The sequence below is a fragment of the Saccharothrix sp. HUAS TT1 genome (genome assembly GCF_040744945.1).
Taxonomy (GTDB): Bacteria; Actinomycetota; Actinomycetes; order Mycobacteriales; family Pseudonocardiaceae; genus Actinosynnema.
Window position 1 is genome coordinate 5,207,070 of the sequence record NZ_CP160453.1, and the last position, 18,469, is coordinate 5,225,538.

Sequence of the window (18,469 nt, forward strand, 5' to 3'; positions counted from 1 at the left end):
GCCGGGGAATCCCCGGTTCATCCGGCGGAGCGCTGAGCCACGCGGGTCAGGCGTAGTGCCGCAGCACGGCTTGGGCGACGCAGGCGGGCTTGTCGCCGCCGTCGAGTTCCACGGTGAAGTCCACCACCATCTCGACACCTCCCTCGACCTCGTTCACCGACTCCACGGCGGCGTGGAGCCGGATCTTCGCGCCGACGGGGACCGGTGCGGGGAAGCGGACCTTGTTCAACCCGTAGTTCACGCTCATGCTCACGCCGTCGATCGTGAGCAGTTCCCCGAACAGCGGCAGCACCAGCGACAGCGTGAGGTGGCCGTGCGCGACCGTGCCGCCGAACGGCCCGTTCGCCGCGCGCTCCACGTCCACGTGTATCCACTGGTGATCACCCGTGGCGTCGGCGAACAGGTTCACCGCTCCCTGAGCCACCTCGTGCCACTCGGTGTGCCCCAGATCGGCGCCCGCCAACGCCGCCAACCCGTCGAGTCCTTCCGCGGTCACTCCCATGCCACTGCCTTCCCGTGAAGGTCGGGCCGCACCGTAACGGGCGCGGACGAGTTTCTTCAGCAGCTTCCCGGCGCCGCTGTGCGGCAGTTCCTCCGCGAAGACCACGGACTTCGGGACTTTGTACCTGGCGAGCTTGTCGCGCAGGAATTCCAGGACTTCCACCTCGGTCGGGGACGCGCCCGGCCTGGGGATCACGACGGCCCGGCCCACCTCGCCCCACTTCGGGTCGGGCACGCCGATGACGCTGCACTGGGCGATGTCCGGGTGCTCGTTGAGCAGGCTCTCGACCTCGGTCGGGTAGACGTTCTCCCCGCCGGAGATGATCACGTCCTTCACCCGGTCGACGACGGTGACGTAGCCGTCGGGGTCCGAGGTGGCGATGTCCCCGGAGCGGAACCGGCCGTCGGCGTCGAAGGACTGCGCGGTCTCCTCCGGTCGTTGCCAGTAGCCGCGCATCACGTTCGGCCCGGAGACGACGATCTCCCCCTTCTCGCCGGGCCCGACCTCGGCGCCATCCGGTCGGACGACCCGCACGTCGGTGAAGAAGTGCGGGACGCCGGCCGAGCCGGCCTTGGCGACGCTCATCCCCCCGGGCAGGCACAGGGCGCCGGGCGAGGTCTCGGTCATGCCGTAGCCCTGGCTGAAGGTGAGGCCCCGTTCCTGGTAGACGCGGATCAGCGCCTCGGGCACCGGTGCGCCGCCGCAGTGGACCAGCCGCAGGCCGGACAGGTCCGCGTCCGCCCAGCGCGGGCTCGCGGCCATCGCCTGGTACATGGTCGGCACGCCGAACACGTGCGTGACCCGCTGCCGCTCGATCGCCTGGAGCACCAGGTCCGGGTCGAACCGCGGCATGAGGATCACCGTGCCGCCCTTGATCAGGGTGGGCAGGCAGGTCATGTTCAGCCCGGCGGTGTGGAACAGCGGCGCCACCACCAGCGCGACCTCGTGCGTGGTGAAGTCCATGTCGACCAGGACGTTGACGGTGTTCCAGGTGATGTTGCCGTGGGTGAGCACCGCGCCCTTGGGCCGGCCCGTCGTGCCGGACGTGTACATGATCATGCAGAGGTCGTCGAGACCGATGTCCTCGTCCAGCGGCTCCGGCCGTTCACCCGAGAGCAGGTCCTCGTAGCCGGGCTCGTGGGCCGGTGGTCCGGCGAGGGCGATCACGCGGACGTCCCGGACCTCCTCACGGATCGCGCCCACCAGGTCGGCGTGCTCCGGTGCGTGGACGAGCACGGTGCTGCCCGAGTCGGTGAGGGCGTGCACCGCTTCCGGCGGGGCGAGGCGTGTGTTCAGCGGCACGAACACCGCTCCCAGGGTCCCGGCGGCGAAGAACGTTTCGAGGAACGCCGGGTGGTTGGGCCCCAGGTAGGCGACCCGGTGCCCTTTCCGCACCCCGAACCGCCGCAGGGCGTGGGCCAGTCGTAGCACCCGGTCGTGCAGCTGCCGGTAGGTCCACTCGCGGCCTTCGTGCGCGATCGCGACCTTGTCCGGTGTCCTCCGGGCCCGTCGCGCGGGCCACGAGCCGATGCCCTGGTCGCGCATGGCTAGTCCTTCACCAGGCCCAGCAGGCGGGCGGCGTTGTCCTTCAGCACCTTGGGGCGGACCTCGGGCTTGATGTCGAGCCGCGCGAAGTCCGCGAGCCACCGGTCGGGTGTGATGACCGGGTAGTCGGAGCCGAACAGCACCTTGTCCCGCAACAGGGTGTTCGCATAGCGGACCAGTTGCGGCGGGAAGTACTTCGGCGACCAGCCGGACAGGTCGATGTGGACGTTCGGCTTGTGCGTGGCGATCGCCAGCGCCTCGTCCTGCCACGGGAACGACGGGTGCGCCAGGATGATCCGCAGGTCCGGGAAGTCGACGGCCACGTCGTCGACGAGCATCGGGTCGGAGTAGCGCAACCGGATGCCGCCACCACCCGGCACGCCTGCCCCGATGCCGGTCTGCCCGGTGTGGAACAGCGCGGGCACGCCCAACTCCTGGATCGCCTCGTAGAGCGGGTACGCCATGCGGTCGTCGGGCGCGAAGCCCTGCAGGCTGGGGTGGAACTTGAAGCCCCGGACCCCGTGCTCCTCGACCAACCGCCGGGCCGCGCGGACGCCCGCCTGCCCGCGCCACGGGTCGACGGAGGCGAAGGGGATCAGGACGTCGGCGTGCTCGGCGCACGCCGAGGCGACCTCTTCGTTGGAGATCGGCGGGTGGCCGGTGGCGTGCTCGGCGTCCACGGTGAAGACGACGGCGACCATGCGCCGTTCCCGGTAGTGCGCCGCCATGTCGGGGATCGAGGGTTGGCGGTGGCCCTGCGCCTTGAAGTACTCCTTCGACGCCGCGAGCAGTTCGGGCGGCAGTGAGCTGTGCCCGCTCGCGGAGATTTCGGCGTGGGTGTGCACGTCGATGGCGACCACGTCGTCGAGGTCCACGGCGTCACCCCTGCGGCGGGCGCGGGGCCGGGATGCCGAACGACTGCGGGACGCGGCCGACGGAAGTGCGCCACGCGGTCGCGATGGCGTCGGCGTGCCACCCGCCCTCGTGGTAGGCCACGGCGACCTCCTCGGGGTGCGCCCACAGGGAGAGCCGGTCGCCGCCGATGCCGATGGCCTGCCCGGTGACGTCCCTGGCGGCGGCCAGGAAGAGCACGAGCCCGGCCGCGTCCTCGGGGACGCCGAAGCCCTCCCCCTTGCGCAGCCAGTCGGGCAGCGGCTCGTCGCGCTCCTCCCACGCCTCGACGTGGGGGGCGAACGCCGGGATGGTCCTGGTCATCGTGGTGGCCGCGACGGGGATGACGGCGTTGACGGCGATCCCGGCCTTGGCGCACTCCAAGGCCCAGGTGCGGACCATGCCGACGATGCCCGCCTTGGCCGCCGAGTAGTTGGTCTGGCCGAAGTTGCCGCGCTGGCCGGCGGGCGACCCGACCACGACGACGCTGCCGCCGTCGCCCTGCTCGCGCATCCGCCGCACCGCGGCCCGCACGCAGGTGAACGTGCCGCGCAGGTGCACGCCGATGACGGTGTCGAAGTCGTCGTCGGTCATCTTCCACAGGACGTGGTCCCGCAGCACGCCCGCGTTCGCCACGAGCACGTCGAGGCGTCCGAACTCCCGGATCGCGCGCTCCACCAGCCGCTCGGCCACTTCACCTCCGCCGACCGCCCCGACCTCGGCGACGGCCCGTCCGCCCGACGCGGTGATGGCGTCGACGGCTTCCTTGGCGGCGGTCTCGTCGGCGTCGTTCACGACGACCGCCGCTCCCGCCCCGGCCAGCGCCGTGGCGTAGGCCAACCCCAGCCCGCGCCCCGCGCCGGTGACGATCGCGACCTTGCCTGGCAGCTCCATGCGATCGAAGTTAGGCGTTTTCGCGTCTGCCGTCAATATTGTGACTAACGTCGTCCGCGCTACGCTCGTGCCGTGGACACGCTCGACCCCGCCGCGGAACCCAGGCCGCAGTCGCTGATGCTGAGCTTCCTGGGCATCCACGTGCTCAACCGCGGCATCGCCGTGTTCTCCGGCAGCGTGATCGACGTGTTCGCCCGCATCGGGGTGTCGGAAGAGGCGGTGCGGTCCACCCTCAGCCGGATGGTGAAGCGGGACCTGTTGGCGCGGCACCGCAACGGGCGACGTGTCTACTTCGGCCTGACGCCGCGCTCCACGGCGGTGCTGGAGGGCGGCGAGCACCGGATCTGGCGGCGCGGCGCGGTCAACGCCGACTGGGACGGCACCTGGACCCTGATCGGCTTCTCGCTGCCGGAGTCGTGGCGCAGCCGGCGGCACGATCTGCGGTCGCGGCTGGTGTGGGGTGGCTTCGGGCCGCTCCAGAACGGCCTGTGGGTCGCGCCGGGCCACGTGGACGTGTCAGCCCTGGTCGAAGACCTGGACCTGGACGACCACCTGAAGGTGTTCACGTCGCGGACGGCGAAGCCGACGGAAGCCGGGCAGATCGTGCACACGGCGTTCGACGTGCCCGCGATCGCCGCCCGGTACCGCGCCTTCCTCGACCGCTGGGACCGCGGGGCGCCGCTGCCGGAGGCCGTCGACGACCTCGCGCGGCAGCTCCTGCTGCACACGGAGTGGCTGCAGCTGGTGCGCCAGGACCCCCGGCTGCCGACCGAGCACCTTCCTCCCGACTGGCCCGCGATCCGGGCGGAGCAAGTGTTCCACCGCCTGGCCGCGGTCTACGACCGGTCGGCCGGACGCATCGCCGAGTCCGTTTTGGACGTCCTGCGGGTGTAGGGCGTGTTTCACAGGCGAGGTGGCCGGCGGCGTGTCGGTGGCCGGAACGTGGCGAGGTCTCCGATAAGTAGGGTTGGCGACCAAGCAGAACCGCAGTACCGGAGACCTCGTGGCCGGCGCAGCGGCAGCGGGGCGGGCCGACCTGACCGACGCGCAGTGGGCGCTGCTGCGACCGCTGTCACCCGTCGGGCGCAGGCCGGGTCGTCCGCCGAAGTGGAGCAAGCGGCGGTTGATCGACGGCATCCGGTGGCGGGTGCGCGTCGGCGCCCGTGGCGGGACGTGCCGCCCGAGTACGGGCCCTGGCAGACCGTGTGCGGGTTGTTCCGCCGCTGGCAGCGGGTCGGGGGCCGGCAGCGGGTGCTGGCCGCGTTGCAGTCCCGCGCCGACGCCGCCGGGTCGATCGTGTGGGAAGTGTCGGTGGATTCCGCGATCATGCGGGCGCACCAGCACGCCGCCGGTGCGCGGAAAAGGGCATCCGCAGGTCGAACCGCCCGGCGGGACCGAGCCCGATGATCACGGGTTGGGGCGGTCGCGGGGCGGGTGGACCAGCAAGCTGCACCTGGCCTGCGAACAACGGCGGCGGCCGTTGTCGCTGCTGGTCACCGCCGGACAGCGGGGCGACAGCCCGCAGTCCGTCAACCCCGCGACCAGGCCGCCCACCGCAAGGCCAAAGGCTCCGCGGGTGGACGGCCACCGACGATCGACAGAGAGATCCACAAGCGGCGCCACGCCGTCGAGTGCGGCATCAACCTGCTCAAACAGCACCGGGCGGTCGCCACCCGCTACGACGAACTCGCCGTCCGAAACACGCGCTAGCCCCGGAGCGACGGCCTGAGGTGGATCCGCTCGAGGTCTGTCAGGCTGGTGGTTGTTGGCCGAGCAGCCCGGCGGGGTCGGTGCTGTAGGCGACCATCCAGCTGGGGTCGATGCGGTACCAGACGTTGTCCTCCCAGAACGGGTCGTCGCTGTCGCCGTCGTAGTGGTTGACGAGGTGGTCGCGGATCGCCGGCCACGTCGGGTCGCTGCCGGCCCCCTCGGGGTTCAGCGCAACGGCGTGTCCGTGCGTGAAGATGCCGAGCTGCTCGCCGCGCATGAAGGTCGCGCTGATGCCGGGCCGCGCCGCGAGGTGGCGGGCTTTGGCGGCCTGGCGGTGGGTGCCGATGATCCAGCGGCCGTGCAGGAGGTGCCCGTCGGCGCCGCTGATGCGCGGCTCGCCGCGCCGGGTGACCGTGGCGATGGCCAGGGTGCACATGCCTTGGCAGACTCGGACGACCTGCTCGGCGTTCAGGGTGCGCTCACCTGGTCGGATGATCGATTTGAGGTGGCTGCTGGAGCCGGCCAGGGACGTGTCGAGCAGGACTTGGAGGCTGTGGAGCTCGTCGGGGGTTTCGAACATCCGGTCAGTCAATCAGCTCCCACCGACAGCGTCGGCTCAGCGCGCGGTCGCCGATCAGGCAGAGCGGCCGGCCTGCGGTGACCAGGCGCCGGCGGCGAGGGTGTTGATGGCGGAGGGGTTGACGTCGAAGTCGTCGAGCCACTCCTCCCGCAGGAATCCGGCAGCCTTGACCCGGCGGGTGGAGCGGCGACGGTCGCCGTCGTCTGGCGTCGGGAGATCAGGTGGTGCTTGGAGCCGGGTTTGCGTCGGTCGACCGGACCCGGCCCGGTGGGGTCCCGCTTTGAGGGCACGCACCACCGTCGGGAAGACCACCCCGCAGTGGGGACGGTGGGGAGGAGTTCGCCGGCCGCAAGCGGCGCGTCGGGGTGGGCGCTTCGGGAGGGCGGTGGTCCTGCCTCGCGGCCCGGCCGGGCCCGTGGCCCGGCCACCGGGAGGTCAGGGCTTGCGGCGGGTGACGGCGAAGTGGGCCGCGAGGCCGAAGATCAGGCCCCAGAAGGCCGACCCGATGCCGAAGAGGGTCATGCCGGAAGCCGTCACGAGGAACGCGATCACCGCGCCTTCCCGGTGCGAAGCCAGCGACGTGGTGTCGGTGATGGCCGCGCCGAGCGTTCCCAGCAGCGCCACGCCCGCCACGGCCGCGATCAGCGGACCCGGCAGGGTGGTGAAGATCGTCAGCAGGGTGGCGCCGAAGGCGCCGACCACCAGGTAGAACACACCGCACGCGACGGCCGCCGGATAACGTCGCCGCGGGTCGGGGTGGGCTTGCTCGCCGGTGCAGATGGCCGCGGTGATGGCGGCCAGGTTGATGGCGTGCGACCCGAACGGCGCCAGCAGGGTGGAGGCGATGCCCGTGCTGCCGATGAGCAGGCGGTCGGGAGCGGGGTAGCCGGAGGTCCGGAGCACGACCAGCCCGGGCGCGTTCTGGGACGCCAGCGTCACCACGAGCAGCGGGATGCCGATGCCGATCGCGGACGCCGCGGTGAAGTGCGGTGTCGTCCACTCCGGGCGCGCCCACTCCAGCGAGACCGACGACAACCGGGTGCCGGTGACCAGCGCCGCCGGCACGCCCAGGACCAGGCCGCCGACCACGGCGTACCGGGCGCTGAAGCGCTTGACCACCAGGTAGCCGAGGATGACCGCGCCCACGACCAGCGGTGCGACGCCCAGGTCGCGGAAGGCGTCCACGCCGAAGGCGAACAGGATGCCCGCCAGCACACCAGACACGATGGGCGTCGGGATGACGGCCATGAGCCTGCCGAACAGCCCCGAGAAGCCGACCGCCGTCATCAGGATGCCCGCCAGCACGAACGCGCCGACGGCCGCGCCGTAGGGGTGATCGTCCAGGCTGGACACCAGCAGTGCCGCGCCCGGCGTGGAGAACGCCGTCACGACCGGTGTCCTGGTCCACAGGCTGAGCACCACGCAGGTCACCCCGCTGCCCAGCGACACCGCCCACACCCAGGACGTGGTCTGGCCCGGGGTGAGGTGACCGGCCTTGGCGGCGGCCAGCACGATCACCATCGGCCCCGAGTACGACACGACGACCGCGAGCAGCCCGGCCACGACCGAGGGCAGCGACACGTCCCGCAGGAAGGACCGCCGCCCTCGGTCGCTCGACACGTCCGCGCTCATGCCGGGGTGGGCTCGACCACGGGTTCCGGCATCTCGCGCAGCCTGCTGACGGGTGAGATGACCAGGCCCACGACCACGAACGCGGACGCGACCGCCGCCACGACCAGTGCGTTGCGCGCGCCGATGGCGTCGGCGAGCAGTCCCGCAACCAGGCCGCCGAGCGCACCGCCGCCGAACAGCAGCGTGCGGAACGACGCCGTCATGCGGCCCATCATCGACTGCGGCGTCAGCGTCTGCCGCACCGACACGATGATCACGCCCGCGATGCCCAACCCCAGGTACGTGGTGAAGAACGAGGCGATGAACATGCCGATCATCACCGGCGCCGGCCCGCCCGCCAGCACGATCAGCAGCGGCCCGAGGAGCAGGCCGGTCTGCGCGATGAAGTACGTCGGCCCGATGGGGAACCGCCCGACGACCTTCCGCGACGCGAGGGCCCCGATGAGCCCGCCGACCGACGCCGTGCCGAAGATCAGGCCGAGCGTCGTGGAGCTGAGCCCGAGCGTGCGCGTGCCGTAGAGCAGGAACATGGTCCAGGTCGTGATCATCGAGAAGTTGCAGCAGAACCCGATGATGGCCAGCCACCGCAGCAGCGGCTTGCCGAAGACCCAGACCACGCCCTCCTTCAGCTCGCGCAGCGCGTGCCGCTGCTCGGGCCTGGGCGGCTTCGGCTCCTCGGTGCGGATCAGCAGCAGCGAGACGACCGACACCAGGTAGGTGCCGGTCTGCACGGCCAGCGCGACGGGCGCGGTCAGCCAGGCCACGACCAGGCCCGCGATGCCGGGACCCGCGACGTCCGCGGTGGACGAGCTGATGCCCATCTTGGCGCTCGCCTCGACGTAGTGCTCCGGCTTCTTCACCAGCGTCGGCACGTACGACATCCAGCTGAGGTCGAACAGCACCGAGGCCACCCCGATGAGGCACGCGATGACCAGCAGCGCCGGGATGGACAGCAGGTCCGTCACGTACAGCAGCGGGATGAGGCCGATCAGCACCATCCGGGCGATGTTCGTCCACAGCATCACCTGGCGCCGGCGCAGCCGGTCCACCCAGATCCCGAGCAGCAGCGCGAGCCCCAGGTAGGGGGCCAGCTGGACGAATCGCAGCACGCCGACCTGGCTGTCGGTGGCGTTGAGCGAGTAGATGGCGGTCAGCGGCAGGGCCAGGATGGTGACCTGGGTGCCGAGCAGGGAGACCGTCTCGCCGACCCAGAACTTCAGGAAGTCCCCGTTGTGCCAGAGGCTCTTCTCCTTGGTCCGGGTGTCGGTGGTCTGCTCGGGATCGGTGGTGGGCACGGGCTCTTCCTAGTCGCCGAGGTGCTTGCGAACGAGCCGGCCCAGCTCCGCGAGCGCGTCGCCGGTCCAGATCGAGTGGTGGGTGGAGCCGGGGACGGTGTGCTCCACGAGGTCGGGCAGCAGCCTGCCCCAGCGCATGTCCTCGGCGGGCGAGCGCTCCGCCAGGACGTGCACGGACGGCCCGGCGTGCGTGCCGGTGACCTCGATGGAGTAGAACGCCTCCAGCAGGGCGTGGAACACCGCGTACTGGTCGCCGAGCAGGTAGGCGTCGATCTCCTCGGGCAGGATGCCCGCCGCCTCCACCTGCTCGAACACCGTCGCCGGATCGGGGTCCCGCGGCCAGCCCGCCGCGAGCTCGTCCAAGCCCGGCGGCGACTCCTCGGAGGTGCCCGCCATGTCGCGGACGTACCGCACCAGGGTCTCCCGCCCGGGCGGCAGGTCCATCACGGTGGGCATGCCCGCGTCCACGAGGAACAGCAGTTCCACCTCCGCGCCCGCCGCGGTGAGCCGCTTCGCCATCTCGAACGCCACCAGCCCGCCCAGGGACCACCCGAGGAGCCGGTAAGGCCCCTCGGGCTGGAACTCGCGCAGGATCTCGGCGTACTCCTCGGCCAGGGCGGGCAACGACGGCACGGGGGTGCGGTCGTTGTCGAAACCCGGCGCCTCGAAGCCGTAGACCGGGCGGTCGCCGAGCAGGCGGGCGAGCCCGGAGTACGCGTACGCCGAGCCGGACACCGCGTGCACGCAGAACAGCGGCGCCAGGTCGCCGCCGCTGTTCAGCGGCACGATCCGCTCCAGGTCAGCCATTCGCCCTGGCCTCCACCATGGAGTCGACGATCTGCGAGATCGCGCCGACGGTGGCGCTGCCGTACAGCAACCGGACGGTGATGCGGATCTTGAACGTCTTGTTGATCCGGCTCGCCAGCCGCAGGGCCTGCAAGGAGTTGCCGCCGCTGTCGAAGATGCTGTCGTTGACGCCGATCCGCTCGACGCCGAGCACCTCGGCGAAGCACCTGGCCACCTCGACCTCGGTGGGGGTGCTCGGCGCGGCGAAGTCGCGGTCGGTGTCCTCGACCGGGTCCGGCAGCCCGTTGCGGTTGATCTTCCAGCCGTCGTTGTTCATCGGGAACCTGTCCAGCGCGACCCACGCCGTCGGCACCATGTAGTCCGGCAGCGACTCGGCCAGGTGCTCGCGCAGCGCGTCCACCGAGGGCGGTTCGGCGACCGACGTGTAGTAGCCGACGAGGCGGTTCTCGCCGCGCTTGTCCGGGCGCATGAGCACGACGGCCCGCAGCACGCCGGGGTGCGCCTGCAGCGCCGTCTCGATCTCCCCGAGCTCGATGCGCAGGCCGCGCAGCTTCACCTGGTTGTCGATGCGGCCCAGGAACTCGATCTGGCCGTCCTTGCTCCACCGCACGAGGTCGCCGCTGCGGTAGACCTTGCTGGTCGGGTCGAACGGGTCGGTGATGAACTTCTGGGCGGTCATCTCCGGCTGGTTCAGGTAGCCGCGCGCCAGGCCGCCCTCGGCGCCGCCGATCAGCAGCTCGCCGTTGACGCCCTTGGGGGCCAGGTTGTCGAACCGGTCCACGACGTAGACCTGCCGGTTGAGCTGAGGACGGCCGATGGGCGGCGGCGTCTTCCACTCGACCTGCTCGACGTGGTACTCCGTCTGGCCGATGGCGCACTCGGTCGGGCCGTACAGGTTGAGGTACTTGCGACCGGGCAGGTTCCACTTGTTGACCAGCTCGGGCGGCAGGACCTCCGCGCCGCCCATGACGTACTTCAGGTCCGGGTACGGCTCGGGCTCCATCACCGACTGCATGGCGGGCGGCAGGCCGGCGTAGGTGACCTTCTGCTCGCGCAGCAGCGCGGTCAGCGCCTCGGGGGACTGGGCGTCGTCGGGTGAGACCGCGACCACGCGCGCGCCGACCAGGAACGCCGTCCAGATCTCGCCCTGCGACATGTCGAAGTTCAACGCGGGCAGCTGCAGCAACCGGTCCTGCGGGCCGAAGTCGAAGGTCCGCTTGTAAGCCTCGCAGAAGAACGACACCGCGCGGTGCGCGATCATGACGCCCTTCGGCGTGCCGGTGGAGCCCGAGGTGTACAGGACGTAGGCCAGCGACTCGCGGGTCGTCCACTCCTCCAGCGGCTCCGCGGCGTCGAGCTGCTCGATCGCCGGCCAGTCGGTGTCGATGAGCACGGTGGCCCAGTCGCCGCCCTCGGGCAGCACGGAGGCCAGGGGGGACCGGCTGATCACGACCGGCGCACCGGTGTCGCGGATCATGAAGTCCAGGCGGTTGGTCGGCACCTTCGGGTCCATCATCGCGAACGCGCCACCGGCCTTGAGCACGCCCAGCATCGCCACGTAGGCGTCCAGGTCGCGGTCGATGACCACGGCCACCACGCGCTCGTGCGTCACGCCCAGCGCGCGCAGGCGCCGCGCCAGCAGGTCGCCGCGTCGGTTCAGCTCGCCGTAGCTCATCTCCACACCCCGGCAGACCACCGCCACGGCGTCCGGCGTGGCGGCGGCGACCTGCTCGAACGCCACGTGCAGCGGCAGCTCGGAGTACTCGGCCTCCTCACCGCGGCCCAGCGCCAGCAGCTCGGCCCGCTCGGCCTCCGTCACCACGGGCAGCTGCGACAGCGTCAGCGACGAGTCGCGCGCCGCGGCCGTCACGACCGCGCCGATGTGGTCCAGCAGCGCCTCGATCCGCCACTGGTCGAACAGGTCCGTCGAGTACTCCACGACCGCGCGCAGCGTGTCGCCGGACTCCACGAAGTCGATCGCCATGTCGAACCGCGACCCGGTGGACGCGAGCGAGATCGGCTCGGCGGTGATGCCGGGCAGGTCGATCGCGCCGCCCGAGTTGGCGTCGCCCAGCAGCTGCATCGACACCTGGAACAGCGGGTTGCGGCCCGGGACGCGCACCGGCTGCACCCGGTCCACGATGAGGTGGAACGGCACCTCCTGGTGCTCGTACAGGTCGAAGTTGGCCTCCATGGTGCGTTCGAGCAGCTCGGCGAACGACGGGTCGCCCGACACGTCCGAGCGCAGCACCACCATGTTGACGAACAGGCCGACGACGTCCTCGGCGTCCGGGTCGACGCGGCCGAGCATCGGCACGCCGATCGGGATGTCCTCCTGGCCGGTGTAGCGGCTGAGCACCACGTTCAGCGCGGACGCCAGCACCATGTAGAGCGACACGCCGTGCTCTTCGGCCAACGCCCGCGCGGAGGTCAGCAGCTCGTCCGGCAGGTGCTTGGTGATCGAGTCGGCCCACTTGACGGGCGTGGGCGGTCGCGGGCGGTCGGTGGGGAACTCCAGCGTCGGCAGGTCCTTGAGCTTGTCCTCCCAGAACGCGAGCTCCTCTTCCAGCGTCTCGCCCTGCATCGTCTCGCGCTGCACCCGCGCTGCCCGGGTGAACGACGAGCCGGGCCGGTCGAACTGCGGCTCGCGGCCCTCGACCAACGCCCGGTAGGCGGTGGCGAGCTCCGAGTTGACGATGCCGGACGACCAGCCGTCGGTGACGATGTGGTGCAGGTTCTGCAGCAGCACGTGGTCGTCCGGCGCGAACGCCAGCACCCGGTACCGGTACAGCGGGCCCTGCTCCAGGTCGAACGGGCTGGTGGACAGGTCGCGCAGCGCGTCGGCGATCACCCGCTCACGCCCGGCCCCGTCGAGCCCGGGGTGCTCCAGCACCTCCAGCGCCACCTCCGACGGCGGCGCCACCACCTGGTAGGGGGTGCCCTCCGTGTTGTGGATGGTCACGCGTAACGCCTCGTGGCGCTCGACCACGAGGGTGAGGCACCGGCGCAGCACCGGCACGTCCAGCGGTCCTCGCAGTCTCGCCGCGAGCAGGATGTTGTAGGTCGTCAGCCCGGGGGTGAGCTGGTCGAGGAACCAGAGCTGCTCCTGGCCGAAGGACAGCGGCGCGCGGGTCTCGGCGTGCGTGGACGTGGTCATGTCGGGTACTTCTCTCCTTGCGGGTTGCATGCGGCGTGCCCGTGCCGCGTCCGGGGCCGAACGCGGCACGGGCCCTGAAGGCAGTCGCCGTCTGGCTACGATCTTGCCCGAACTCGCCACCGCTGCGGGAGCCGAACGGGTGGTTCAGCCCCGACGCGGGGTCACGAACGTATCGTTGATCACGTAGCCGTCGAGGCCGTGCTTCTCGCCGTACGCGATCAGGTCGCTCGTGCGGTTGATGAAACCGCGACCGTTGTTGTTCAGCGACGTGTTGCACAGGACGCTGAAGCCGGTGATGTCGCGGAACGCTTCCAGCAGGTCGACGATGTGGGGGTTGCGCTCGCGGGTCACCGTCTGCGTGCGGGCGCTGCCGTCCACGTGCGTGATGGCCTTGAGCTGGTCGCTGGTCACCCGGTTGAAGTACAACATGTACGGGTCGACCACCGAGCCCTCGAACCACTTGTGCGCGTCGGCCTCCAGCGCGATCGGCGCGATCGGCCGGTAGCCCTCGCGCCGCTTGATCGTGTTCAGCCGGACCGTCGTCTCCTCGGTGAACGGCGCGGCGAGGATCGAGCGGTTGCCCAGGGCGCGGGGACCCATCTCGTACCGGCCGCGGGCCCAGCCGATGATGTTGCCCTGCTCGATGTAGCGGGCCACCTCGGCGTGCACCAGGGGGCGGACCTCGTACTTCGCCGGGTCCGGCTCGACGTCCTGCACGAAGTCCTCGCCCGAGTACACCGACCACTCGATCGTGGCCTCACCGGTGTAGTGCCACTGGGCGTCGATGCCGGTGCCCAGGGCCGAGCCGCTGTCGTTCGGGCACGGCGGCACGAACACCGACTCGAACAGGCCGCTCTCCCGCCACTGGGCGTTCCAGTCGCAGTTCAGGCCGCAGCCGCCGGAGATGAGCAGCGGCAGGCCCTCGGTCATGTGGGCCGCCGCGTAGTCGTGGAACAGGTTGAAGATCGCCTGGGAGTGCTTCGCCGCGGTGTTGCGGTACTCCTGCGAGTCGACGCCCTTGTTGTAGATGTGGGACCAGGACATCTTGTCCTTGGACAGGTTCAGGATGATCTGCTCCTGCTTGAGGATGAAGTCGATGGTCTCCTTCTCCTCGGCCGTGATCGGGCCGCCCTCCGCGAAGCCGGTCAGCGCCATCTGCTTGCCCGCGTCGTTGTAGCGGAACAGGCCGGTGCCCACCGGGAAGCCCGGGTCGGCCAGGGCGAACAGGTAGGCGTACTTGTTGCCCGGATCGGCCAGGACGTGCTTCAGGTGGGTGGCGTTGCCCTTCTCGTCGATCCGGTAGAAGTCGCCGATGCTGCCTTCCCAGACCAGCGAGTAGTACGCCTGGCCGGTGCGGCGCGGAGCCATGCCCAGCGACGTGTAGATGTGGGAGCGCTCGTGGGTGGAGGAGAAGTAGCGCACCTTCTTGCCGAAGAAGGTGCCCTCCTCGTCCAGGATCGACCCCGGCCCCACGCCGAAGTACCCCGCCCGGGTCTGCGGCTCGATGGAGTGCAGGCCCTTCACCCAGCCGCCGAGCGCGACCACGTCGGGCGTGCGGTCGAGCATCCCGGCGGCCCGCGCGATCACCTCGCCGGTCAGCCGGTCGTAGCGGGGGTAGTTGTCCTTCTCCGCTTCCAGCGCGAACAGCAGCTTGCCGTCCTCGATGGCCGTGATGCCGCCGTCGTGGCCCTCTTTGAGCGATAAGATCAGCATGGTTCCTGTTCACTTTCTCGTTTTGGGGATGGTCAGGCCGGTGGCCGGCCAGGCGGGCTCGGTGGCCACGAATTGGACAGGGGACGTCAGCGGCTCCCGTCGGCACGGAGAGCGGGGCCCAGCACCCGGTCGAGATCGGTGAGCGCGCGGGACCAGATGCCCGGCGACGGCACGTAGTGGTTGTAGTAGCTGGCGCCTTCGGCGGGCGGGCCGAACACGGCGACGGCGGACCGGGTCCCGCTCCCGCGCGGGATCAGGTAGCCGTCCCGGTCCAGCACGAGGCGCGCGGACCGGTCCGCGCCGACCGCCGCCCAGGACCGCAGCGCCACCCCCACCGGGTCGAGCCGGCTGTCCGGCGACGGCCAGGTCAGGTTGGCGCGCACGACGTGGTCCACCTCCACCCGGCGCGGCTCGGCGAACGCGGTGGACACGACCGCCCACCGCCCGCCGACCTGCTCCAACCGGGGCCGCGGACCGGGACCCAGGCTCACCACCCCCGCCGCGATCAGCGCGAACAGTTCCTGGATGCGCTCCTTCTGCGGACCGATCACCACCCGGTTGACCAGCGGCACGTACTCGTCCATGAAGTACCGGTGCGAGTCCTCGGTGAGGCCGGGTGGGTCGAGGGCGGCGCGCACGCTCTCGCGGTGGTCGCGCAGCACCTCCAGCGCCTCCTTCACCGGGCTCACGCCCAAGCCCAGCTCGGCCTCGGCGAGGTCGGCCCGGGCGGCGGCGAGCACGGCGTCCCGGTACTCCTCGTAGCCCGACCAGGTCCGGGGCTCGGGGGACAGGGCGCGTTCGACCACCGCCACCTGCTCCGGCGTCGCCGAACCCATCCGGCCGACCGCTTCGCGGCGGATCAGCGGCTCCACGTCGCGCCGGAAGTCGAGCAGCCTTCCCGGCGCCCGCTCGCGCAGGGCCTCCAGGGCCGCGGGCGTGAAGTGCTCGGCGGGCGCGGCCACCCGGCCCCGCGTGGTCCGGGGACGCGCGCAGGGCAGCAACCCGGCCCGGCTGGTCAGCACGATCCGCGGTTCCCGGCCCGAAGGCCGGTAGCCGTCGGCGTCGAACGCGCCGCCGCGGCCGACGGTCAGCGCCGCCACGACGTCCATCGCGGTCAGGCCGGTGCCCAGCAGGGCGACCGTCGACCCCTCAGGGATGGCGTCGGTCCGCATGGGCAGCGGGTACGGCGTGTCCACCACGTCACCGCCGGTCAGGGGCGCGGGGTCGGCCAGGCCGTGACCGGTCGTCACCACGGCCAGGTCCACCTGGTGCCGCGTGCCGTCGGTGAGGGTCACGACCGCGCCCTCGCCGTCCGGTCGCACGTCCCGCACCGCCACCGGCAGGTGCCGCACGACCAACCGCTCGGGCACGCGGTCCAGCAGGTCGCGCACCGCCCACTGCAGGTACTCGCCGAGCAACCGGCGCGACAGGAACTCGTCGAACCGCACCGGCCCGTGGTGCTCCAGGCACCACTCGTGCAGGCTCGGCCCCGGCGTCACCGGCGCGCCCGGCGTCATCCGCTCGTCGGAGAAGATGGTCAGCTGGGACGCGATCGTGTTCAGCAGCAGGTAGTCGGGCTGCTTGAGGTCGTGGACGCCCAGCCCCAGCTCGCCGGGCTCGATGAGCAGCAACTCCGTCGGCGGCCCGGGCAACCGGGTGTGGCTGATCACCCGTTCGAGGACCGACAGCCCGCGCGGACCGACTCCGATGACCGCGATGCGCAACACGTCGTTCACCACCGCCGCGTCTCGCCGAAGAAGTCGGGAACCTCGATCGCCAGCCCCTGGGCGCGGGCCTCGGCCAGCACGTGCTGACCGACCGCGAGGTCCAGCACGCCGAGGCCGAACGGCGACACCAGCACACCGCGCGACGGGTCGGGCAGCTGCCGACCGCGCACCACGTCGGCGATGGTGCCGGTGACGAAGTCCCGGTTACCGGTCTCCTGCTCCGCCAGGTGCGGTGACGTGTTGGCCTTCATGCAGTGCTCGACGTCGTCGAAGTAGTTCTGCGCGCCCAGCACCACCGACGGCGCGAAGTCGCGCAGCGAGATGTTCAGCACCACCTGGCCGGGCTCGACCGGGCGCGAGATGTGCGGGGTGGCGGCGGTCGTCGCGGTGACCACGGTCTGCGCGGCCAGCGCCTCGTCCACGGTCGCGACGCGTGCCGCGGCCACGCCCAGCTCGTCCTCGGCCAGCGCGACCAGGTTGTCCGCCGACTCGGCGTGCAGGTCGAACACGCTGAGCCGGTCGATCCGGTACCCGATCGCGGCCAGGTAGCGCACGATCGTCCGGGCGATCACGCCCGCGCCGATGACGGCCACCTCGCCGTTGCCCGGCACGTGCTCCGCCAGCGCGCGTGCCGCCACGGCCGCTGACGCCGCCGTGCGCGCGGCGCTGATCGACGCGGCTTCCAGCAGCGCCCGCGGGTAGCCGGTCTCGTAGTCGTTGAGCACCAGCACGGCTGACGCGCGCGGCACCTCGCGCCGCGTGTTCGCCGGGAAGCTGGAGATCCACTTGATGCCGGTGACCTGTCCCGAGGCCAGGTCGGCGAACGCGGGCAGCGCGATGATCCGCGCGTCCGGCTTCTCCGGGAACCTCAGGAAGTAGCTGTCCGGGTTGACCGTGCGCCCGTCGTCGTGACGCAGGTAGGCGTCCTCGACCACGTCGACCACGGCGGGTTTCGAGGTGTCGAGGATGTCCTTGACCACCTTGCCCGGTACGACCTCAAACGAGAACATCGCGCTGTCCCTCCTCCAGGGGGCGCTCGGGCGTGAGCGCGCGACCGAGGCCGTTCTTGATCACCCAGTCGTCGTTGTAGATGGAGTCCAGGTACCGCTCGCCGAGGTCGGGCGCGATCGCCACGACCGTGTCGTCCGGCGAGATGGCGGCGGCTTGGCTGCGGATCGCCGCCAGCACCGTGCCGGTCGAGCCGCCCGCGAGCAGGCCGGTCGTGCGGGCCAGCCACCGGCACTCGCGCACCGTCTCGTCCTCGGGCACCAGCACGACCTCGTCCGGCGCGTCCGGCGACAGCAGCTCCGGCCGCCGGCTCGTGCCGAGGCCGGGGATCAGCCGGGGCTTCGGTTCCGACCCGAAGTTCACCGAGCCCACCGTGTCCACCGCGACGATCCGCGTCTTCGGGCTGTGCGTGCGGAAGTAGTCGGTGACCCCCATCAGGGTCCCGCCCGTGCCGACGCCCACGAACAGGTAGTCCACCTGCTCGAACTCGTCCAGCACGGCGGGCGCGGTGGTCCGCTCGTGCGCCAGGGGGTTGTCCGGGTTGGCGTACTGGTTGGCCCAGAAAAGGTCCGGCTCCCGCTTGAGCCGCTCGTGGATGTAGTTGATCCGGGAACCCAGGAACCCGCCGTTCTCGTCGCGTTCTTCGACGACCACGACCTCGGCGCCCAGGGCCCGCATCACGGCGACGGACGCCGCGTTGGAGTTCGGGTCCGTGACGCACGTCAAGCGGTACCCCTCGGCGGCGCAGATCACCGCGAGCGCGACACCGAGGTTGCCCGACGTGGACTCGATGATGCGCACCCGGCTCAGGTCCACACCGGACAGCTCCGCGCCCTCCAGGATGCCGCGAGCGGTCTTCATCTTGATCGAGCCGCCCGTGTTGAGGCCCTCGATCTTGAGGTGTAAGCGGTTGAGTCCACCAAGTCCGGATATTCGTAAGAAGACGTCATCCCGCACCAAGTCATAGACACGATGTGTGATCAACGCGATCCTCCAATGCGGGTTCAC

The 18,469-nt window shown here is 71.1% G+C and carries 13 protein-coding genes and 1 pseudogene; 2 read left to right on the plus strand and 12 right to left on the minus strand.

Translation table 11 applies throughout. The features are described 5' to 3' along the window. Positions 1 to 46: 46 nt before the first annotated feature. From AB0F89_RS23805 to AB0F89_RS23815, 3 genes are read right to left on the minus strand one after another with little or no spacing between them, the layout of a single operon-like run. Positions 47 to 2,047, minus strand: a complete 2,001-nt coding sequence (locus AB0F89_RS23805; protein WP_367127784.1) for a long-chain-fatty-acid--CoA ligase — start codon at positions 2,045 to 2,047, stop codon at positions 47 to 49. Positions 2,048 to 2,049: 2 nt separating this feature from the next. Then, on the minus strand, positions 2,050 to 2,922 hold the full coding sequence (locus AB0F89_RS23810) for an amidohydrolase family protein (RefSeq protein ID WP_367127785.1): 873 nt from the start codon (positions 2,920 to 2,922) through the stop codon (positions 2,050 to 2,052). A 4-nt stretch (positions 2,923 to 2,926) separates the two neighbouring features. Then, on the minus strand, positions 2,927 to 3,832 hold the full coding sequence (locus AB0F89_RS23815; protein WP_367127786.1) for an SDR family oxidoreductase: 906 nt from the start codon (positions 3,830 to 3,832) through the stop codon (positions 2,927 to 2,929). 72 nt (positions 3,833 to 3,904) lie between these two features. On the opposite strand from AB0F89_RS23815, the gene AB0F89_RS23820 reads away from it, so the two are divergent. Continuing rightward, a complete protein-coding gene (locus AB0F89_RS23820; protein ID WP_367127787.1) occupies positions 3,905 to 4,726 on the plus strand; it encodes a PaaX family transcriptional regulator C-terminal domain-containing protein in 822 nt (273 codons plus the stop codon). A 109-nt stretch (positions 4,727 to 4,835) separates the two neighbouring features. Beyond that, positions 4,836 to 5,542 (plus strand): annotated as a pseudogene (locus AB0F89_RS23825) (IS5 family transposase). A gap of 40 nt (positions 5,543 to 5,582) precedes the next feature. On the opposite strand, the gene AB0F89_RS23830 reads toward AB0F89_RS23825, so the two are convergent. The 9 genes from AB0F89_RS23830 to sbnA form a co-directional block, all read right to left on the minus strand. Next, on the minus strand, positions 5,583 to 6,122 hold the full coding sequence (locus AB0F89_RS23830) for a pyridoxamine 5'-phosphate oxidase family protein (protein ID WP_367127788.1): 540 nt from the start codon (positions 6,120 to 6,122) through the stop codon (positions 5,583 to 5,585). Between the two features lie 435 nt (positions 6,123 to 6,557). Then, positions 6,558 to 7,742 carry a benzoate/H(+) symporter BenE family transporter gene (locus tag AB0F89_RS23835; protein ID WP_367127789.1) on the minus strand — a complete coding sequence of 395 codons (1,185 nt, stop codon included), beginning with the start codon at positions 7,740 to 7,742 and terminating at the stop codon, positions 6,558 to 6,560. Positions 7,743 to 7,750: 8 nt separating this feature from the next. Then, positions 7,751 to 9,049, minus strand: a complete 1,299-nt coding sequence (locus AB0F89_RS23840) for an MFS transporter (protein ID WP_367127790.1) — start codon at positions 9,047 to 9,049, stop codon at positions 7,751 to 7,753. Positions 9,050 to 9,058: 9 nt separating this feature from the next. Continuing rightward, a complete protein-coding gene (locus AB0F89_RS23845; protein ID WP_367127791.1) occupies positions 9,059 to 9,856 on the minus strand; it encodes an alpha/beta fold hydrolase in 798 nt (265 codons plus the stop codon). Continuing rightward, complete coding sequence (locus tag AB0F89_RS23850; RefSeq protein WP_367127792.1) at positions 9,849 to 13,013, minus strand: amino acid adenylation domain-containing protein; 3,165 nt, start codon at positions 13,011 to 13,013, stop codon at positions 9,849 to 9,851. Before AB0F89_RS23850 ends, AB0F89_RS23845 begins: the two co-directional genes overlap by 8 nt. Before the next feature lie 144 nt (positions 13,014 to 13,157). Then, positions 13,158 to 14,726, minus strand: coding sequence for a carbamoyltransferase C-terminal domain-containing protein (locus AB0F89_RS23855; protein ID WP_367127793.1), 1,569 nt, complete (start codon positions 14,724 to 14,726; stop codon positions 13,158 to 13,160). An 86-nt stretch (positions 14,727 to 14,812) separates the two neighbouring features. Beyond that, complete coding sequence (locus AB0F89_RS23860; protein ID WP_367127794.1) at positions 14,813 to 16,453, minus strand: FAD/NAD(P)-binding protein; 1,641 nt, start codon at positions 16,451 to 16,453, stop codon at positions 14,813 to 14,815. Between the two features lie 5 nt (positions 16,454 to 16,458). Continuing rightward, positions 16,459 to 17,463, minus strand: coding sequence for a 2,3-diaminopropionate biosynthesis protein SbnB (sbnB, locus tag AB0F89_RS23865; protein WP_367127795.1), 1,005 nt, complete (start codon positions 17,461 to 17,463; stop codon positions 16,459 to 16,461). Beyond that, positions 17,450 to 18,469 carry a 2,3-diaminopropionate biosynthesis protein SbnA gene (gene sbnA / locus AB0F89_RS23870; RefSeq protein ID WP_367127796.1) on the minus strand — a complete coding sequence of 340 codons (1,020 nt, stop codon included), beginning with the start codon at positions 18,467 to 18,469 and terminating at the stop codon, positions 17,450 to 17,452. Before sbnA ends, sbnB begins: the two co-directional genes overlap by 14 nt.